At 65.2% G+C, this 17,833-nt stretch carries 15 protein-coding genes; 8 read left to right on the forward strand and 7 right to left on the reverse strand.

The window, feature by feature from the left end; genetic code table 11:
- Positions 1 to 98 precede the first annotated feature (98 nt).
- Both HMP09_RS00125 and HMP09_RS00130 read left to right on the forward strand, forming a co-directional pair.
- Complete coding sequence (locus HMP09_RS00125) at positions 99 to 2,204, forward strand: M3 family metallopeptidase (RefSeq protein WP_176498662.1); 2,106 nt, start codon at positions 99 to 101, stop codon at positions 2,202 to 2,204.
- Positions 2,204 to 3,493, forward strand: a complete 1,290-nt coding sequence (locus HMP09_RS00130; protein WP_176498663.1) for an MFS transporter — start codon at positions 2,204 to 2,206, stop codon at positions 3,491 to 3,493. Before HMP09_RS00125 ends, HMP09_RS00130 begins: the two co-directional genes overlap by 1 nt.
- Before the next feature lie 44 nt (positions 3,494 to 3,537).
- Here HMP09_RS00130 and HMP09_RS00135 read toward each other — a convergent pair whose 3' ends face one another.
- The 5 genes from HMP09_RS00135 to HMP09_RS00155 all read right to left on the reverse strand — a co-directional run bounded on the left by HMP09_RS00135 (position 3,538) and on the right by HMP09_RS00155 (position 8,780).
- The gene (locus HMP09_RS00135) at positions 3,538 to 4,854 is read right to left on the reverse strand and encodes a sensor histidine kinase (protein ID WP_176501478.1); all 1,317 of its coding nucleotides are present in this window, start codon (positions 4,852 to 4,854) and stop codon (positions 3,538 to 3,540) included.
- A 46-nt stretch (positions 4,855 to 4,900) separates the two neighbouring features.
- On the reverse strand, positions 4,901 to 5,620 hold the full coding sequence (locus HMP09_RS00140) for a response regulator (RefSeq protein WP_056062218.1): 720 nt from the start codon (positions 5,618 to 5,620) through the stop codon (positions 4,901 to 4,903).
- Between the two features lie 72 nt (positions 5,621 to 5,692).
- Positions 5,693 to 6,214: an EF-hand domain-containing protein gene (locus tag HMP09_RS00145; RefSeq protein ID WP_176498664.1), complete on the reverse strand. Its 522-nt coding sequence runs from the start codon at positions 6,212 to 6,214 to the stop codon at positions 5,693 to 5,695.
- Between the two features lie 126 nt (positions 6,215 to 6,340).
- Positions 6,341 to 7,117 (reverse strand): thioesterase family protein, encoded by a 777-nt coding sequence (locus HMP09_RS00150; RefSeq protein WP_176498665.1) that lies wholly within the window; start codon positions 7,115 to 7,117, stop codon positions 6,341 to 6,343.
- Between the two features lie 94 nt (positions 7,118 to 7,211).
- Positions 7,212 to 8,780 (reverse strand): class I adenylate-forming enzyme family protein, encoded by a 1,569-nt coding sequence (locus tag HMP09_RS00155; protein ID WP_176498666.1) that lies wholly within the window; start codon positions 8,778 to 8,780, stop codon positions 7,212 to 7,214.
- Between the two features lie 62 nt (positions 8,781 to 8,842).
- On the opposite strand from HMP09_RS00155, the gene HMP09_RS00160 reads away from it, so the two are divergent.
- The 3 genes from HMP09_RS00160 (at position 8,843) to HMP09_RS00170 (ending at position 12,112) form a co-directional block, all read left to right on the forward strand.
- A complete protein-coding gene (locus HMP09_RS00160) occupies positions 8,843 to 9,466 on the forward strand; it encodes a glutathione S-transferase family protein (RefSeq protein ID WP_232090482.1) in 624 nt (207 codons plus the stop codon).
- Between the two features lie 94 nt (positions 9,467 to 9,560).
- Positions 9,561 to 10,307, forward strand: a complete 747-nt coding sequence (locus HMP09_RS00165; RefSeq protein ID WP_176498668.1) for a hypothetical protein — start codon at positions 9,561 to 9,563, stop codon at positions 10,305 to 10,307.
- 500 nt (positions 10,308 to 10,807) lie between these two features.
- Positions 10,808 to 12,112 carry a spinster family MFS transporter gene (locus tag HMP09_RS00170; RefSeq protein WP_232090483.1) on the forward strand — a complete coding sequence of 435 codons (1,305 nt, stop codon included), beginning with the start codon at positions 10,808 to 10,810 and terminating at the stop codon, positions 12,110 to 12,112.
- 92 nt (positions 12,113 to 12,204) lie between these two features.
- Here HMP09_RS00170 and HMP09_RS00175 read toward each other — a convergent pair whose 3' ends face one another.
- Positions 12,205 to 12,579, reverse strand: coding sequence for an STAS/SEC14 domain-containing protein (locus HMP09_RS00175; protein ID WP_176498669.1), 375 nt, complete (start codon positions 12,577 to 12,579; stop codon positions 12,205 to 12,207).
- Positions 12,580 to 12,675: 96 nt separating this feature from the next.
- The gene (locus HMP09_RS00180) at positions 12,676 to 13,920 is read right to left on the reverse strand and encodes a TetR/AcrR family transcriptional regulator (RefSeq protein ID WP_176498670.1); all 1,245 of its coding nucleotides are present in this window, start codon (positions 13,918 to 13,920) and stop codon (positions 12,676 to 12,678) included.
- Positions 13,921 to 14,076: 156 nt separating this feature from the next.
- On the opposite strand from HMP09_RS00180, the gene HMP09_RS00185 reads away from it, so the two are divergent.
- The 3 genes from HMP09_RS00185 (at position 14,077) to HMP09_RS00195 (ending at position 17,710) form a co-directional block, all read left to right on the forward strand.
- Positions 14,077 to 15,360, forward strand: coding sequence for an acyl-CoA dehydrogenase family protein (locus tag HMP09_RS00185; protein ID WP_176498671.1), 1,284 nt, complete (start codon positions 14,077 to 14,079; stop codon positions 15,358 to 15,360).
- A gap of 191 nt (positions 15,361 to 15,551) precedes the next feature.
- On the forward strand, positions 15,552 to 16,634 hold the full coding sequence (locus tag HMP09_RS00190; protein ID WP_176498672.1) for a Zn-dependent alcohol dehydrogenase: 1,083 nt from the start codon (positions 15,552 to 15,554) through the stop codon (positions 16,632 to 16,634).
- Positions 16,631 to 17,710 (forward strand): phosphotransferase family protein, encoded by a 1,080-nt coding sequence (locus tag HMP09_RS00195; RefSeq protein WP_176498673.1) that lies wholly within the window; start codon positions 16,631 to 16,633, stop codon positions 17,708 to 17,710. Before HMP09_RS00190 ends, HMP09_RS00195 begins: the two co-directional genes overlap by 4 nt.
- The last annotated feature ends 123 nt before the right edge of the window (positions 17,711 to 17,833 follow it).

The following is a 17,833-nucleotide window of genomic DNA, read 5'->3' on the forward strand; positions in this document are numbered from 1 at the left end:
CGGGTTCCGCTACGTAACTTTATCTCTATGCTACCCGGGACATCGACCGGGAGATCCATGTGCAATTTCTATACCTCGCTGCCAGTGCCGTCGCGCTGATGGCGTCTACATCCGTCGTCGCGCAGGCGGGTGATCAGACCGGGCCGGCCGCTACGCCCGCCAGTAATCCTTTGCTCGCCGACTGGACCGGCCCGATGGGCGGCGTGCCGCCCTGGGACAAGGTTCGCCCCGATCTGTTCCCGCAGGCGTTCGAGACGACGCTGGCCGAGCGCGCCGCGGAATATCGCAAGATCGCCGACAATCCCGCCAAGCCGACCTTCGCCAACACGATCGTGCCGATGCAGCTGGCGGGCAAGCGCTATGGCCGGGTGATGACGCTGTTCGGCGTGATGACCGGCAACATGAACACGCCCGCCTATCAAAAGCTCGACCGCGAATGGTCGCCCAAATTCTCCGCCGCGTCGGACGCGATCACCTTCGACAAGCCGCTGTTCGCGCGCATCCAGGCAATCTACGACGCGCGCAATTCGAGTGGGCTGAACGCGCAGCAGATCCGGCTCGTCACGCGGATCTACGATAGCAGCGTCCGCCAGGGCGCGAAGCTGACCGATGCGCAAAAGGCGCAGTTGTCGCAATATAATCAGCAGCTCGCGACCGCCTTCTCGACCTTTGGCGAGAAGCTGCTGGCCGATGAAAGCACCGCCATCGCGGTCGGCGACGAAGCCCAGCTGGCCGGATTGCCCGACAGCGTGAAGGCGGTCGCCAAGGCGGCCGCTGCCGAGCGGAAACTGCCGGGCTACGCGATCGTCAACACGCGCTCGGCGGTCGATCCGGTGCTGACCTACGCGACCGACCGTGCGCTGCGTGAGAAGGTGTGGCGCGCGTTCGTCAACCGCGGCGACAATGCCGACGCCAACGACACAAACGCGACGATCGCGCAGATCGTCAAGCTGCGTGCCGACCGCGCGCATCTGCTCGGGTTCAAGACGCATGCCGACTGGCGGATGCAGGACACGATGGCCAAGACGCCCGCCGCGGCGATGGACCTGATGATGCGCGTCTGGCCCGCCGCCAAGGGCCGCGTCGCCGAGGAGGTCGCGGACATGCAGAAGGTCGCCGGCACGTCGCTGACGATCGAGCCTTGGGATTACCGCTTCTATCAGGAGAAGGTCCGCAAAGCCCGGTACGATCTGGATCAGGCGCAGCTGAAGCCGTATTTCGAGCTCGGCAACATCATCCAGGGATCGCTCTACGCCGCCAACCGGCTGTACGGGCTCAACTTCAAGGAGATCACCGGTACCGTCCCGGTGTTCGAGCCGAACATGCGCGTGTGGAGCGTGACCGACAAGGCCGGCAAGGATGTCGGGCTGTTCTACCGCGACGACTTCGCGCGGACCGGCAAGCGGTCGGGCGCATGGGCGAACACCTATCGCGGCCAGCGCGGCCTTGCGCCGGCGCAGCTCGTGCTGTCGTCGAACAACAACAACTTCGCCAAGGGCGCACCCGGCGAACCGATCCTGATCAGTCTCGACGACGCGCAGACGCTGTTCCACGAATTCGGCCATGCGATCCACGCGATGCTGCAGAATGTCGAATATCCGGGGCTCGCCGGCACGCCGCGCGATTTCGTCGAATATCCGAGCCAGGTGAACGAGCATTGGCTGCTGACCCGCGACGTGCTCGACAAATATGCGCGGCATTACCAGACCAAGGCAGCGATGCCGCAGGACCTGCTCGACAAGATCGAAAAGTCGCGCACCTTCAACCAGGGCTTCGCGACCGCCGAATATCTGTCGTCGGCGATCGTCGACATGAAGATCCATACCGTGCCCGACGGCGTGATCGACCCCGACAAGTTCGAAGCCGCGACGCTCGCGGAGATCGGCATGCCGAAGCAGCTGGTGATGCGTCACCGCGTACCGCAGTTCCAGCATCTGTTCGCGTCGGACAGCTATTCGGCAGGCTATTACAGTTACCTGTGGTCCGAGACGATGGACGCCGACACGTTCGCCGCGTTCGAGGAAGCGGGCAGCCCGTGGGACAAGCCGACCGCGGACAAGTTCGCGAGGCTGCTGCTGTCGACGGGTAACGAGACCGACCGTGCCGAGGCGTATCGCGCCTTCCGCGGTCGAGACCCCGATGTGAACGCGCTGCTCAAGAAGCGCGGATTCGCCCCCACTCCAGCGACGCAGGACGCGAAATAATGGCACCCGATCAAAAGACACGCCTGAAAGCGATCATCGGCGGATCGACCGGCAACCTCGTCGAATGGTTCGACTGGTACGTCTATTCCGCCTTCACGCTGTATTTCGCGCCGCATTTCTTCCCGTCGGCGGATCGCACCGCGCAGCTGCTCAGCGCGGCGGCGATCTTTGCGGTCGGCTTCCTGATGCGCCCGATCGGCGCGTGGATCATGGGGGTCTATTCGGATCGCCACGGTCGCAAGGCGGGGCTCACGGTCGCGGTCACGCTGATGTGCGCAGGCTCGCTGATCATCGCGTGCACGCCGGGATACGAGACGATCGGCGTATTCGCGCCGATCATGCTGGTGATCGCGCGCCTGATGCAGGGTCTGTCGGTCGGCGGCGAATATGGCGCGTCGGCGACGTACCTGACCGAGATGGCAGGCAAGGATCGCCGCGGCTTCTTCTCGTCGTTCCAGTATGTCACGCTGATCTCGGGGCAGCTGCTCGCGATCTGCGTGCTGCTGGTGCTGCAGTCGACGATGAGCGAGGCGGCGCTTGATTCCTGGGGTTGGCGCATTCCGTTCGCGATCGGTGCGGTGCTGGCCGTGGTCGTGTTCTACATCCGCCGCGGGCTCGCCGAAACGCAGAGCTTCGAGAACGCGAAGTCCGAGGTGGGCGACGGCAAGCCCAAGTCGGGCTTCATCCAGCTCGTCACCAAGCATCCGCGCGAGACGATGACGGTGATGCTGCTGACCGCGGGCGGCACGCTCGCCTTCTATGCCTACTCGATCTACATGCAGAAGTTCCTGGTCAACACCAGCGGGTTCAGCCGCGAGGTGGCGAGCCAGATCAACGCCGCCACGCTGTTCGTGTTTATGCTGCTGCAACCGGTCGCGGGCGGCCTGTCGGATCGGGTCGGGCGGAAACCGCTGATGATCGCGTTCGGCATCGCCGGTGTGCTGTTCACCTATCCGATCTTCACCGCGCTCGAGACCGCGACCAACCCGATCTATGCCGGGTTGCTGGTGATGGCGGCGCTGGTGATCGTGACGGGCTACACGTCGATCAACGCGGTCGTGAAGGCAGAGCTGTTCCCCGCGCATATTCGCGCGCTCGGCGTCGCCTTGCCCTATGCGCTCGCCAACACGCTGTTCGGCGGGACCGCCGAGGTCGTTGCGCTGAAGTTCAAGGACGCCGGCTTCGAACGCGGCTTCTACTGGTATGTGACCGCAATGATCGCGGTGTCACTGGTGGTGTATCTGATGATGAAGGACACGCGGACGAACAGCCAGATCGTCGAGGACTAACCGTTCTGCTCCCTCTCCCCGCTGGGGAGAGGGAGCAGATAAACCTAGCGCGGCAACTCGATGATCGCGTCGAGTCCGCCGCCCACCCGGTTGACCAGCCGGATCTCGCCGCCGGCCTCGCGCACGATCGCCTGCGCCAAGGCGAGGCCCAGGCCGATCCCGCCCGTCTCGCGGTTGCGCGAACTTTCCAGCCGGGTGAAGGCGTCGAACACGTCGCCCATCCTGTCCTCGGGGATGCCCGGCCCGTGATCCGCCACGATGATCGCGACACAGCGTGCGTCCGCCTCGATGCGGACCTGCGCTGCCACGCCGTATTTGATCGCGTTCTCGATGAGGTTGCGGACCGCGCGGCGGATCAGCGACGGGCGCAGATGCATCCGCAACCGGTCCGCCTCGACGAAGCTCACGTCGCTGCCGATATCGCGGAAATCCTCGACGACGGCATCGACCAGGGCGGCGAGGTCGACGTCGGTCAGCGGCTCGCTTGGCCGCCCGAGCCGCGCGAGCGACAGGATGTCGTCGAGCGTGCGGTTCATCTCGGCGACCGTATCGATCATCCGCGCGCGATCGGTATCGTCCTCGACCGACTCGATGCGGACGCGCAACGCCGCCAGCGGCGTGCGCAGGTCATGGCCGATCGCGCCGAGCATGCGGTCCTTTTCGTCGAGCATTGCCGTCACGCGCAGCCTGAGCGCGTTGAACGCGGTGATGAGCGCCGCGACGTCGTCGGGCCCCTGCGCGAAAAGTGGCGTGCCCGGTTCACCCGGACGGAACCGCTCCGCCGCCACCCGCAGGTCGCGTAACGGGCGTGACAACCGGCGGACGATCCACAGCACCGGCAACAGGACGATGATGTACAGGATCGCCGTCTGCGTCAGCAACGCGATCAGCAATCGCGATCCCGGTCGCGGCCATGGCGCGGCGACCGTCAGCCAACCGCGACCGGGCTGTTCGACCGCGATCAACAGCATCGAGCCGTCACCGTCGCCGCGGCGCATCCCTGCGCGACGGCGATCGTCGCGATCGCCGTCGCGGTCCTTGGCGAACGGCGGCTTCAGTCCGGTGTCGATCCTGCCGACCGTTACGCCCTGATCGGCAAGCTGCCGACGGAGTTCGGCCGCGACTTCGGGATGGTGTTCATAGCCGGCAGGGGGGATCGGATTACTGGAAACGCGGCGGACCCGGCCGCGATCGGCGGTGAGTGGGCGACCGGCATGCGCCTCGCGGTCGAGCGCGTCGGCGATCCGCGTCGCAACCGGCCGCGTCGCCTGAGCAAGCCGGAACTCGATCCGATCGCGCAGGATCATCCCGAAATTGATCGCCTGCGCGGCGAACAACGCGAGCGCGATCAACAGCGCCATCTGGCCTGCGAGACTGCGCGGCCAAGGGCGTGTCACGGGCATGTCGTCACAGGCGCGTCACTTCGGCGGCCAGCGTGTAGCCGCCGCCCCAGACCGTCTTGATCAGCTCGGGCGTCTTCGCATCCGCTTCGATCTTTCGCCGCAATCGGCTGATCTGGTTGTCGATGGCGCGATCGAACGCGGCGGCTTCGCGGCCTTGCGTCAGGTCGAGCAACTGGTCGCGGGTCAACACCTGACGCGGGCGCGTGACGAGCGCGAGCAACAGATTATACTCGCCGGTCGATAGCGGCACCGAGACGCCTTCGCGGTCGATCAGGGCCCGCTCGCCCGACTTCAGCACCCAGCCGGCGAAGCCGTACGAACTGCTCTCCGGCGCGTGCTGCCGTGATCCACCCGCGGTAGCCCGCCGCAATACAACCTTGACCCGCGTCGCCAATTCGCGCGGCGAGAACGGCTTCACGACATAATCGTCGGCGCCCATCTCCAGTCCGACGATCCGGTCGGTCTCTTCCGCGCGCGCGGTGAGCAGGATCACGGGCACGTCGCTGGTCGCGGCGATATGCCGGCAGAGCGACAGCCCGTCCTCGCCCGGCATCATGATGTCGAGGATGACGAGATCGATCGCATACGCGGTCAGCCGCGTCCGCGCCGCCTCGGCATCCCCCGCTTGCGTCACGCGAAACCCTTGTTTGGTCAGGTACACGGCCAGCGGCTCGCGGATCGAGCGCTCGTCGTCGACGAGCAGCAGGTGCGGCATATCTCCCATCGGGGCAGTGTCTAGCATGGCGGCTGTCCAGGGGAAGCACCGGGGTTTGCCCGACGCTTCCCCCCTTCCGATTTATTGAGCGGGCATGGGGGTAGGCGAAGTCGCGCCGTCGCGGCGCTCGCGCCGGTCGATGTGGCGCATCTCGGCGGCGTTGGCGCGCTCGGTCGGGTCGATCGTGCCGTCGTGATTGGCGTCCATCCGGTCGAACCGCTTGAGCGCGCGTGCCGCGAACTCCTCGCGCGTCACGCTGCCGTCGCCGTTCGGGTCCATGCGGCGACCCATGCCGTCATGCTTGCGCCCGCCAGGGGGTGGCACGGGAACGTCGCGACCGCTCGCGACCATCCGGTCGTGGACCGCGGCACGATAGGCGCGCATTTCACCAGCGGTTACCCGGCCGTCATGGTCGGTGTCCATCTGCGCAAAGCGAGCATCGGCTTGTGCGATCGCCTCGGCGCGGGTGGCGACGCCGTCGTGGTTCGCGTCTTGGCGCATCGGCGGGCGCGGGGTGGCGGGGGCAGGGGCCGTCTGCGCGTTGCTGGCGGCAGAGGTGATCGCGCTGGCGGCGAGCATCAGGGTTAGGACGGTCTTGCGCATGTCAGTCTCCGGCGGAGTGGGACGAATTCCCATCGAATGACCGTCTTTCTAAACCCCGGTTGTCGCAGGGTTTTGCCGGCGCGCGCGCAATGTGTCGCAAGATATGTCGGGCGCGCTCGGCCAGGACTAGGCGAAGATCGCGACGCTTTGCATCTGTTCGGCGACCGGCGTGCCGTCCGCGTTCCAGATCGCCATCTGCTGGCTCGAACTACCCTCCTTCGTATAGTCGGTGGTCGCGCGGAGCAGCCACCAGCCATCACGCGTCACCGGTTGCGGGCCGAGGATGTTGAGCAGCCACGTCATCGAACTGAGCGGCGCCGGCCCGCCGAGCAACTTGAGCGCAGCGGGCGGCAGGCCATCGGCGACCGCGATCAGTTCGACCATCGGATCGAGCCCCTCGCGCTCGACCAGCCGTGCCCAGCGCAGCCATTCCGCCGGCCCGACGCTGTCGTCGCGACGGTCGAGCAGGTCGAAGTTCCGCGAGAACGCGACCGCGCTATGGCCGCGAAAGGTCGGCGTATCGGGCTCGGGCATCGGGAAGTCGGGCGCGCTGCCGGTCTGGTGATCGACGCGCGATGCGACCGCGCCCATGAACACGAACGTCGCGCGCAGCCCGAGCCCTGCCTCACTCTCGACATCCGCCTGGACAAACGCGGCGTTGCGCCCGCGCCGCAACCGGCCCGCGCGGATCACGATATCGCCCGAGAGCGGCCCGATGAACGACACCTGCGCGGATCGCAGCGGCGGCAGGTCGACGTCCGACTTCTGCGCGGCATGCAGCGCGAGCGCTGCGGAAAAGCCGCCATACGCGGTGCGGCCTTGCAGCCAGTTCTCGGGCACGGTCCCGCGCCAGCCACCCTCGATCGGCTCCAGTGCGTCGATAGCCTGCTTCAGACTGGTCATGCAGTTCGCTCCCTTCTTCCTTCGTCATCCTGGGCTCGACCCAGGATCCAGAGCCAAGCAATCCGACGTCTATGGCTCTGGATCCTGACTCTCGTCAGGATGACGGAAGAGTTGCGCTAAGCCGATCGCGCAGCTCGCGTTTGAGCACCTTGCCGATCGCACTCCGGGGTAGTTCGTCGGCTCTGTGAAGCGCGGACAGCCGCTGCGTCTTCCCGAGTTGACCGTTCACCCAGGTCAGGATCGCGGGCGCATCCTCGATTGCATCGGCCCGTGGGACGTAGAAGCCGAGCGGCGTTTCGCCCCATGCTTCGGACGGAACACCGATCACCGCGCAGTCCGCAACGGCCGGGTGCCGTGCCAACACCGCCTCCAGGTCCGACGGATAGATGTTGAACCCGCCCGAGATGATCAGGTCCTTCTTCCTGTCCATCAGCGTGAGGAAACCGTCCTCGTCGAACCGGCCGACATCGCCGTGGCGGATGTAGCGATTGCCGTTTTCGTCATGCCATTCGGCATCGCGCGTCGCCTCCACGCGGCCGTGATAGCCGTTCATCATGGCCGGGCTGCGGCCGACGACTTCGCCCATCTTGCCTGGGGCCACCTCGTTGCCGTCGTCGTCGATCAGGCGGATCTCGTGGCCCGGCATCGGCTGGCCGACGGTGTGCAGCTTGGTCGGGTTGGCGGTCGCGTTCAGCGCGCAACTCGCGCCGCCCTCGGTCATGCCGTAGAATTCGACGAGTATGCCGGGCCAACGCGCAACCACGTCGGCTTTCAGCGCCGCGGAGAAGGGCGCGCTGGTGCTGGTCTTGAAGCGGAATGCCGACAGGTCGAAGCGGTCGAAATCGGGGAGCGCCATGATCCGCTGATACTGGACGGGCACCAGCATCGTGTGTGTCGCATGGTAGCGTTCGGCAAGCTCGAGATATGCGCGCGCCTCGAACTTCCCCATCAGCACGACCGTGCCGCCCCAGCCGAGCGTCGGAAGGAAGCTGACGAGCGTGATGTTCGAGTAGAGCGGTGTGGCGATCATCGTGACCGCGGTGTCGAACCCGGCGGCGGTGTTGCGCGAAATATGCGCCCACCGCATCGCGTGGCTCTGGACGATACCCTTTGGGGTTCCGGTCGTGCCCGATGAGTAGATGATATTGAACGCGTCGTACGGAGCGATCGCGACGGGGGTTGGCTTGGCACCTTCGGGCGCGAGCCAATCCCCAAAATCTTGTTCCCCCGCGGAGGCGGGCCAGTCTTTGCGGGACAACACGATGCGGCGGGCTGACAGCGTTTGCCCCTCCAACGCCCGAGCATTCTCCGAATCGAGGAAGACGATCGGCGCGCCGCTGTCCGCAATCATCGCCGCGATCGCCGCCGCCGTCGCCGAAGGCGCGATCGGCGTCGCGACACATCCGCCCCGTACCGCACCAAGGAATATTGCTGCATAGTCGGTCGTCGGCGCCGCCACGATCGCCACCGCGGTGCCGGAAGTCACGCCATCGCGCTGCAACGCCGCCGCTACCCGGTCCATCACGCCATCGAGCGTCGCATAGTCGATGCTGCCCTGCGCATCGGCCACCGCGACCCGCCCGCCACGCTCCAGTGCGTGTGCATGGATCAGGTCCGGCAAGGTGGAAAAGCCGGTGGCGAGCATCTCTGCGGCGGTCGTCATTCCGGCATCGCTAGGCGAACGTGGCCGGCAATGCCATACGCGATGTTCGAAAAACCGAAGGAGTGATCCGCTTGCTGTTCTACGATAGCGCGCTGCCCGCGCCCAATCCGCGCCGCGTCCGCATCTTCCTCGCCGAAAAGCACGTCCGCGTGCCGACGGCTCAAATCTCGATCCCCAAGGCCGAGCACAAGGCCGACCCGTTCCTCGCGGTCAATCCGCTCGGGCAGACGCCAGCACTCGCGTTCGACGATGGCCGCGTGCTGACCGAGAGCGTCGCGATCTGCCGCTATTTCGAGGTGCTCCACCCTGATCCGCCGATGTTTGGCCGCGGCGCGCACAACATCGCCGAGATCGACATGTGGACGCGGCGGATCGAGTTGCGGCTGATGACGCCGCTGTCGATGGTATGGCTGCACACGCACCCCTGGACCGCGCGGATCGTGAACCCGCAATATACCGAGTTCGGCCAGAGCCAGCGCCCGCGCGTGCTGGCGGCGATGGCGGAGTTCGATTCCGTGCTCGACGGTCGCGACTGGCTCGACGGTGAGCGCTATACGATTGCCGATATCGTCCTGCTCACCACGATCGATTTCGCGAAGTTCGTCGGTGTTCCGGTACCAGAGGATCTCCAACACCTGAAAGCATGGCACGCCCGCGCCTCTGCCCGGCTCAGCGCAAACGCGTAACCGGCACGGTTAACCAACTCGTTTCACACGATAGAAGTCCTTCTTCGCTTAGCTCCGGCGCGGGACACGTCGTGCCCGCCGGGGAGAAAATAGAGTGCACAAGCAGATCATCGTTGCGGCATTGTGCATGCTACCGACCGCCATCGCTGCGCAGACGGCGCCCATGGATCCGGCGCCCATGGATCCGGCGATCGTCGTGCCGGCGCATACCGAAATGCTGTTGCGCCTGGACGAGGAGATTGCGTCGGATCGCGCACGCGTCGGGCAATCTGTCGCGGTCTCCGTCGCGCGGGACGTGATCGTCGATGGTGCGGTGCTCATCCCGCGTGGATCTCCCGGTGTCGGCGCGGTCACCCTCAGGACGGGCAAAGGCGCGTTCGGTAGATCGGGCAAGCTCGATATCGAACTCCGCTCGGTCGAGGTCGGCGGTCATAGCGTGCCTGTCGTCGGTCGCTATCACGTCGCGGGTGATGGCCGGACCGGCGAGACGATCGGCACGATCATCGTCGGCGGTGTCGTCGCGGGCGCGTTCGTCACCGGGCACAATGCCGTGTTCGAGCAGGGGCGCCAGTTCACCGCGTTCACGGGCGAGGCGACCCGGATCGCGCGTCCGGCGATCCGCATGGCTCGGTACGTACCGCCGGCCGCTCTCCCCTTAATGCCGTTCGCGCGAAACGCGCCGTTGGCATCACCATCCTACGCGACAATCGCCTATAGTCCGCCGCCAGCGATTGCTGGTCCGCCGGCCTACGTCGCCGATGGCAGTTTCGCGCAGAGGTTGGCCGCAGCCCAACCCGTCCGCGGTGGCGATCCGCGGTTGGGTTGGACGATCAGCGACTAATGCGCGGCCTGCGCTACAGTCTCCTCCAACCGCGTCGTATTAGCCTCTTCGGACATCGGTACGCTGCTGTCCTTGATTGCCGTGTCCTTTTGGCGCGGTCTTAAGGAGACGGACGCGACTGCAGGATTCTCTCCTCGGCGGATCCCGTAACCACAATACGCTTTGCAACGTCGCGAATCTGTGCGAGGGAAGCTGCATACCCGGTATTCAGATTGCCCGGACGCTCCGCTCCATCAACGATGGCAGGCGAGCCCGGCGACGACGTTGGAGAGGGGATAAGGCGGAAGAGCGGCCCGAACGAGGGCGCATCTTCCGCCGTCCTTCTCAAGATGCCCCGGTATTATCGTCAAATCCGTAAGAGCTTGTTTCCAAGCGGTAATAATGTTCGTCGGCGCCAGCCTATCGGCTCGCCGCAAGTCGGCGGAAGATGCAGCTTTCGCTTGTCTGGTACGCATCGATTGCCCTAGCGTAAGGCCTGTTTCGACTTCGAGGTATTGCCGGTGGCCGCAGCGTATCAGTCCCATCCCGAGATCGCCGACGCATTGGCGATGAAGCGACGGGGCCTGACGCTCGCGCTCCTCACCTTCACCTATTTCTTCAGTTACATGGATCGCCAGATCCTCGCGATCCTGCTCGAACGGATCAAGGCGGACCTGCTGCTAACCGACACGCAACTCGGCTTGCTGTCGGGTCTGGTGTTCGCGATATTCTACGCGACGCTCGGCATCCCGGTCGCGCGGTTGGCGGATCGGACCAGTCGGCGCAACATCATCGCCGCCAGCCTGACGATCTGGAGCGCGATGACCGCGCTGTGCGGCCTTGCGCAAAATTTCACGCAGCTGATGCTGTTCCGGATCGGCGTTGGCATCGGCGAAGCGGGGTCGAGTCCGCCCAGCCATTCCATCATCGCCGATCTCTACCCGCCCGAGAAGCGCGCGAGTGCGATGGCGGTGTATTCGCTCGGTGTCGTGCTCGGCGCAGGGTTTGGCACGCTGATCGGCGGTGTGGTCGCGCATTCGTACGGCTGGCGGATCGCGATGATGACAGTCGGTCTGCCGGGGATCGCGCTCGCCATCCTGGTCCGGCTGTTCATGGTCGAGCCGCGCCGCGGGCTGTCCGACGCCGCCCGCGCAGCCGAGGCGACGCCGATGCCGAGCGTGGGGCAGGGCTTCGCGTCGATGTGGGCGAGTGCGCCGGCGCGGCATCTGGTGGTCGGTGTCACGCTCACCTCGATGATCGGCTATGCGCTGACGGGTTGGGGGCCGAGCTACATGCAGCGGTCGCTGGGCGTATCGATGCTCGACATCTCGCGCTATATCGCGCTCCCGGGGGCGTTGTTCGGCGCGGTGTCGGCGCTGGCCGGCGGCAAGATCGCCGACATGCTCGCCAAGAGGCACGGCCTCCATGTCCAGGCCTGGGTCGTCCTCGTGATGAAGGGCTTGTCGCTTCCGTTCGCGCTCGCTTTCTACCTGATCGACGCGCCCGCGATCGCGATCGGCAGCTATTTCGTCTCGCTCGTCTTCGCCAACTCGTATCTCGGACCAAGCTTCGCGCTGATCCAGCATCTCGCGCCATTGCAGATCCGCGCGATGTGGGCGGCAATCACGTTACTGGTCATTAATCTGGTCGGGCTCGGCCTAGGACCAACGTTGGTCGGCTGGCTCAGCGATCTTCTGAAGCCGGGGTTCGGCGCGGATTCGCTGCGCTATGCGCTGGTTATCATCGTGCTGATGACGCCGTGGGCGCTGTTTCATTACTGGCGCGCTGGGGTTCTGCTGAAGCGCGCAGAGGATGCGGTGAGGTAAGCACGCACCCTCCTTCGTCAGGATGACGGGGTGGGGGCGTTGGCGATCCCCACGCGTTCGCAGGATGATTGATGAGATACCGCGTAGCCAAGCTATCCGGTAACCCCATCCTCCAATATCCAAGCCATCGCCGACTTCCGATCGTCGAACACCGCCATGTCGTCGCGCACAGACGCGATCCGCTTCACCTGCAGCCGCGCCAGCTTGCCATCGGTATACAGCGCGACCTTGCGCGACTTCAGCGGCATCGATACGGCCACGCGTTGCAGCATCGCGATCACCTCCTGCGGCTGGATCGCGGACTTCGAGAAGTTGCACAGCAGCGTATGCCGCTTGCCGGTTGCCAGCACGCGCCGTCCCTCGCGCTCCAGGTCGCGCAGGAAATCCTGGACATGCTCGATCGTCCAGAAGCCGGACGCGTCCACCTCGATAATCCCCGTCGCAAGATCGGTCGTGATCGTGTGCATGCCGCCTCCGTGAAGACCCGGGATCGGCCCTCAGAGGTTAATGTGACGTAACCAAACCGTTCCGACTTGAAGCGCACATGACTTCGGGTTGAGCGGTCAGGCTTTCGCCATCCGGTCGTCGAACAGACCGAACATCAGCGTCGAGGCGTACATCGCGATCGCCCGTTCGCGCGGCATCGTCGACGCCCATTTGCGCATGTCGAACGCCGCGTTCTGGAGCGCCATCAGTGCCTGCGCCGCGATCAGCGCATCGACCGCACGGATCGAGCCTTCGCCGATCCCGTCCATCATCATGCCCGCATAGCGTCGCGCGATGCCGTTCGAACGATCGACCATCGCGTTGCGCACGCCGACCGGCAAACCGCTGAGTGCGGTGGTGCGCAGCAAAGGCCCCCGCTCGGCGAACTGCACGTCGAGCAGGGTCGCGACCGTGCTCGACAGCTTGTGCCAGTAACTGCCGCCCTCCGCCTCGCCACGACTCTGCGCATCGGCGATCGTGTCGAAGCTGCGGCGATAGCACGCGATGACGAGGTCGTCCTTCGCGTCGAGATGGTGGTAGAAGCTGCCCTTGGTCACGTTCAGCTCGGACGCGATCTTCTGCACCGACGCGCCGCGATAGCCGAGTTCGTTGATCAGCCGGGTGGCAGCCAGCAGGAACGCCTCGCGCCCTGGCTCCGCCTCGTCATGGCTCAGATCGAGCAGGGTAGGGGACCATTTGGCGTCCTTGCCTGCGATGCCGTGCGCGAACACGTCCATCAGCCGCTCCTCGACGCGGCCATACTGATCGGGCTCGTACCGCGTCAGCCAGATCGGCAGCCAGAACGTGTTCTCGAGCAGCACATGCGCGCGGGCGCCGTTGAGATCGGTCTGCGCGCGCGACGACGTCGGGCCCCACAGCAGCCGAGTCCGCCGGAACACCTCGCGCCAGCCCGCCATCAGCCGGCCGCGCATCGGTTCCTCGGTGGCGCGCAGATCGGACAGGACGGCGAACGCCTTCTCCTCGCCGCGCTGAATGCGGTTCAGGCGGTCCATGTTAAGCGCTAGATAGCGCCGTACGCGATCTTCCGGCGTCGCTTCTTCCATCGCGATGTCGAGCATCGCGATCAGGGACTCGAGCGTGTTTTCGAACGCCGCCGCTGCGAGGTCTTCCTTGCGCTTGAAATAATAGGTAACGCTCGTCGTGTTGAGCCCGACGCGCCGCGCCACGTCCGCGAACGTCATGCCCTTGGCACTCTGCTCGTTGATCGCTTCTGCCGCCGCGGCGAGGATCGCATCACGCTTCGCACGGAAGCGCTTGGTACCCTGTTCGCTCTCGTCGCTGGCCTCTGCCGGAACCTTCATCGAAACACCCTATCAGCTTCGATTTGAAGATACAGTGCTTTTTAGGCGCTTTCAGGGCGGACTTGAAAACATGCTTTCTGGACCGCTGCACATGCTTTACCGAATACGCGGTATGGTCTAACCCGCGTCAAAAGCGATGACGAACGGAGAGCCCGCATGGATTTCAGCTTCAGCGAACGAGAGACGTATTTCCGCGATCGGGTCCGCGATTTCATCGACCAGAACATCCGCCCCCGACAGGCCGATTACGACCAGCAGGCGCATGAGGGCGAGCGCTGGAAGGTAATTCCGGTGATCGAGGAGATGAAGGAGAAGGCCAAGGCAGCGGGACTCTGGAATTTCTTCATGCCGCCGCATTCGGGGCAGACGCATGTCGACGATTCGTTCGAGTTCGAAGGCACCCAGCTCACCAATCTCGAATATGCGTTATGCGCCGAGGAGATGGGCAAGGTCAGTTGGGCGAGCGAGTGTTTCAACTGCTCCGCCCCCGATACCGGCAACATGGAGGTGTTTCACCGCTATGGCACGCGCGACCAGAAGGAGGCGTATCTCGGGCCGCTGATGCGCGGCGAGATCCGCTCGGCGTTCCTGATGACCGAGCCTGCGGTGGCGTCGTCGGACGCGACCAATATCGAGACGAGCATGGTCCGCGACGGCGATCACTACGTCATCAACGGCACGAAATGGTGGTCGTCTGGCGTCGGCGATCCGCGCTGCAAGATCGCGATCGTGATGGGCAAAACCTCGTTCGAAGGCTCGCGCCATCAGCAGCAGAGCCAGATCCTCGTGCCGATGGACACGCCCGGCGTGACGATCAAGCGGATGCTGTCGGTCTATGGCTATGACCACGCGCCGCACGGGCACGGCGAAGTGGTGCTCGAGAATGTCCGCGTACCGGTCGAGAATGTGTTGCTTGGCGAGGGCCGCGGGTTCGAGATCGCGCAAGGTCGGCTCGGGCCGGGCCGTATCCATCACTGCATGCGGACCATCGGCGTCGCCGAGACCGCGATCGAGGCGATGGCGCGGCGGTTGCTGGACCGTGTCGCGTTCGGCAAGCGGATCGCCGACTTCTCGGTATGGGAAGAGCGAATCGCCACCGCGCGCATCGATATCGAGATGACTCGGCTGCTGTGCCTCAAGGCGGCGGATATGATGGACAAGGCGGGCAACAAGTCCGCGCAGATCGAGATTTCGATGATCAAGGTCGCCGCGCCCAACATGGCGCTTCGGATCCTCGACGACGCGATCCAGGCGCACGGCGGCGGCGGCGTGTCGGGCGACTTCCGGCTGGCGCACGACTGGGCGGCGATGCGGACGGTGCGCTTCGCCGACGGTCCGGACGAAGTCCACAACCGCTCGATCGCGCGCAACGAGTTCGGGAAATACGGGGACTTCCGGAGAGGTGGCGTGTCGAGCGGCGATGTCGGGGTGAGCCGGTAAACCCTCGTCGCCCCCCGATCCCGTTCGTCCCGAGTAGGCATCGAGCGTGTCGAGATGACGTATCGAAGGACCTGTGATCGCACGGAGGTCCTTCGATACGGGTTCTCGACTTCGCTCGATCCCTACTCGGGACGAACGGCAATATTTCTAGCGGTGTTCTTTTACCGCAGTGTTTCCGGAGCGCATCGACCATGAAAGCCGCCGTCCTTTTCGAAGCCAACACCCCGCTCAGCATCGAGGACGTCACCGTCTCGAAGCCGACGGCACACGAAGTGCTCATCCGCACGATGGCAGTCGGCGTGTGCCGTTCCGACCTGCATTTCGTCGATGGCGCCTATCCGCACGCGATGCCGACGATTCCCGGGCACGAGGCTTGCGGCGTCGTCGAGGCGGTCGGCGACGAAGTGCGTGGCGTGAAGGTCGGCGACCATGTCGTGACCTGCTTGTCGGCGTTTTGCGGCCAGTGCGAATTCTGCGTCACGGGCCGGATGTCGTTGTGCATAGACGCCAGCGTCCGCCGTCCCAAGGGCGCCGCCCCGCGTCTGATGCTCGGTGACCGGCCGATCGCACAGATGCTCAACCTCAGCGCCTATGCCGAGATGATGCTGGTCCACGAACACGCCTGCGTTGCGATCGACCGCGACATGCCGATGGACCGGGCGGCGTTGCTTGGGTGTGCGATCACGACGGGCGCGGGAGCGGTGTTCAACACCACCGATGTCACGCCGGGCGAGACGGTCTGCGTCGTCGGCTGCGGCGGGATCGGACTGGCAGCCGTCAATGCGGCCAAGATCGCTGGCGCGGGCAAGATCATCGCACTCGATCCCGTCCCGGAAAAGCGCGCGATGGCAGAGAAGCTCGGCGCGACGCACAGCATCGACGCGCTGTCCGATACCGCCGCGGACGAGGTCGTCGCGATCACCAAGGGCGGCGTGCATCATGCGATCGAGGCGGTCGGGCGCGCGCAATCGGCCGCGACCGCGGTGAAGGTGCTGCGGCGAGGCGGTACCGCGACTATTCTCGGCATGATGCCGCTCGGCGAGAAGGTCGGGCTGTCGGCGATGGACTTGCTTTCGGGCAAGCGGTTGCAGGGTGGGTTCATGGGCTCGAACCGGTTCCCGGTCGACATTCCGCGGCTGGTCGATTTCTACATGCGCGGGCTGCTCGACCTCGACACGATCATCGCCGACCGGATGCCGCTGGAGCGTATCAACGACGCGTTCGACGAACTGCGTCGCGGCGACACCACCCGTAGCGTGATCACGTTCGCATGAGCGACGCTTCGACGAGCATGGTCGGCACGATCGCAGTCGGCGAGCGCGACAAGCTCGACCTCGTCAAGCTCGATGCGTGGATGACCACCAACGTCGCTGGTTATGCCGGGCCGCTTACCTACGCGAAGTTCGCTGGCGGTCAGTCGAATCCGACCTACCGGCTCGACACGCCGGACCGCGCCTATGTCCTGCGGCGCAAACCGTTCGGGCCGATCCTGCCGAGCGCGCATGCCGTCGACCGCGAATACCGCGTCATCGCGGGTCTGCATCCAACCGGCTTTCCCGTGCCGCGTCCCTACGGGTTGTGCGAAGACGCGGGCGTCATTGGCGCGGCATTCTACGTCATGGAGATGGTCGAGGGGCGGACGATCTGGGACGGTGCGATGCCCGGCGCGACCCCTGCCGAGCGCGCCGCGCATTACGAGGCGATGGTCGACACGCTCGCCGCGCTCCACAACACCGATCATGCTGCGGCGGGGCTGGGCGAGTACGGCAAGCCCGGCAATTATTTCGAGCGCCAGGTCGGCCGCTGGACCAAGCAATATCGCGCTGCCGAGACCGAGCCTATGGAATCGGTCGAGCGTCTGATCGAGTGGTTGCCAAGGACGCTCCCTGAGCAGACGCGCACCTCGATCGTCCACGGCGACTACCGCATCGACAACATGATCTTCGGGCCCGCCAATTCGAACGGGGCTGAGCCGAAGGTTATCGCGGTCCTCGACTGGGAATTGTCGACGCTCGGCGATCCGCTCGCGGACTTCTCGTATCTGCTGATGAGCTGGGTGACCGAACCGGAGGGGCGTTCGGGCGTACTGGGCATGACCGGTCCCGACACCGGCATCCCGACGATCGAGCAGGTCGTCGAACGCTATTGTGCCGCCACGGGCCGCGATGGCGTGCCGGATCTCAACTGGTATTTCGCCTATAACCTCTTCCGCCTGACCGGCATCGTCCAGGGCATCAAGAAGCGCATCGTCGACGGCACAGCGTCGAGCGCGCAGGCGGAGAAGACGGTGGCAAAGATTCACGGGCTGGCTGATGCGGCCTGGGGGTTCGCGGTGAAGGCGGGGGCGTAATTCATCCCCCTCCCGCTTGCGGGAGGGGCTAGGGGTGGGCTCGCGCTCACCGCATCGTACACCGTATGTGGAAGGCCGGGCGCCCACCCCCGACCCCTCCCGCATGCGGGAGGGGAGAAGGTA

It is taken from the genome of Sphingomonas sp. HMP9 (assembly GCF_013374115.1).
Lineage (GTDB): Bacteria > Pseudomonadota > Alphaproteobacteria > Sphingomonadales > Sphingomonadaceae > Sphingomonas.

Coding starts and splice junctions, on each gene's coding strand:
- HMP09_RS00125 (WP_176498662.1), top strand. CDS start 99: ATGGCGTCTACATCCGTCGTCGCGCAGGCGGGTGATCAGACCGGGCCG.
- HMP09_RS00130 (WP_176498663.1), top strand. CDS start 2,204: ATGGCACCCGATCAAAAGACACGCCTGAAAGCGATCATCGGCGGATCG.
- HMP09_RS00135 (WP_176501478.1), bottom strand. CDS start 4,854: ATGGCGCTGTTGATCGCGCTCGCGTTGTTCGCCGCGCAGGCGATCAAT.
- HMP09_RS00140 (WP_056062218.1), bottom strand. CDS start 5,620: ATGGGAGATATGCCGCACCTGCTGCTCGTCGACGACGAGCGCTCGATC.
- HMP09_RS00145 (WP_176498664.1), bottom strand. CDS start 6,214: ATGCGCAAGACCGTCCTAACCCTGATGCTCGCCGCCAGCGCGATCACC.
- HMP09_RS00150 (WP_176498665.1), bottom strand. CDS start 7,117: ATGACCAGTCTGAAGCAGGCTATCGACGCACTGGAGCCGATCGAGGGT.
- HMP09_RS00155 (WP_176498666.1), bottom strand. CDS start 8,780: ATGACGACCGCCGCAGAGATGCTCGCCACCGGCTTTTCCACCTTGCCG.
- HMP09_RS00175 (WP_176498669.1), bottom strand. CDS start 12,579: ATGCACACGATCACGACCGATCTTGCGACGGGGATTATCGAGGTGGAC.
- HMP09_RS00180 (WP_176498670.1), bottom strand. CDS start 13,920: ATGAAGGTTCCGGCAGAGGCCAGCGACGAGAGCGAACAGGGTACCAAG.
- HMP09_RS00185 (WP_176498671.1), top strand. CDS start 14,077: ATGGATTTCAGCTTCAGCGAACGAGAGACGTATTTCCGCGATCGGGTC.
- HMP09_RS00190 (WP_176498672.1), top strand. CDS start 15,552: ATGAAAGCCGCCGTCCTTTTCGAAGCCAACACCCCGCTCAGCATCGAG.
- HMP09_RS00195 (WP_176498673.1), top strand. CDS start 16,631: ATGAGCGACGCTTCGACGAGCATGGTCGGCACGATCGCAGTCGGCGAG.